Here is a 1,011-nt window from a genome sequence, read left to right as displayed (position 1 = left end):
TCTTCGGCTGTTAGGGCAATGCTCATAATTTCCCTCTTTAGCTAGCAGCGCTTATATTGATAAGATATTAGTTCAACCCGACTTGCTTGGCGAATCAACAAAAGTAACAGGCAATACCTGATTGCTTAGCATGGTGAATAATGGATATTCGATTGCATTCTTAACAGTAGCGCTATGAACCAAGCCTCTATGCTTAATCCATACGACTTCATCATCATTGGCGCAGGCAGTGCAGGCTGCATGCTGGCTAAGCGCTTGACTGAGAATCCTGCCAAGCGGGTACTGTTGATTGAAGCCGGCTCGCATGACAACTATATTTGGATTCATATTCCGGTGGGTTACTTGTATTGCATCGATAACCCCCGTGCCGATTGGCGTTTTAAGACTGCTGCAGAAAAAGGCTTAAACGGTCGCTCATTGATTTATCCCCGCGGCAAAGTTCTGGGCGGCTGCTCCTCGATTAACGGCATGATTTATATGCGCGGCCAAGAGGGTGACTATGCTCGTTGGGTTCAAGAAACCGGGGATGAAGCATGGTCTTGGGAAAAGGCTTTGCGACGGTATAAGTCCTTTGAGGATTACCACGGTAAGGGTAATCAATGGCACGGCAAGGGCGGCGAGTGGACGGTATCACGGCAACGTTTACGTTGGCCGATTATGGATATCTTTAAGCAAGCTGCTATTGAAGCAGGCATTCCGGCATCAGAGGATTTCAATCAAGGTGATAACTTTGGAGTGGGGTATTTTGATGTCAGTCAACGTAAGGGCTGGCGCTTAAACACTGCTAAAGCATTCTTGCGCGATGCAGCTAAACGACCCAATCTCACGGTGATTACCGAGGCCATAGTCAATAAGCTCTTGATTGATCCGGTGAGCAAAAATTGTTTTGGGGTGCAATATCTCAAAGACGGCCAAACTCTTGAGGCGCATTGCCAATCTGCCGATGCTGGCAAGCAAGGTGAGGTGATTCTGAGTGCCGGCGCTATTGGAAGTGTGCAAATTTTAGAGCGC

The 1,011-nt window shown here is 47.8% G+C and carries 1 protein-coding gene; it reads left to right on the top strand.

What is annotated here, in order from left to right; genetic code table 11:
• Positions 1-174: 174 nt before the first annotated feature.
• On the top strand, positions 175-1,011 hold an 837-nt coding region (locus tag B7X71_RS17815; RefSeq protein ID WP_293601720.1), incomplete at its 3' end, for a GMC family oxidoreductase.

The organism is Polynucleobacter sp. 39-46-10, assembly GCF_002282275.1.
This window is presented reverse-complemented; position numbering and strand designations above follow the sequence as displayed.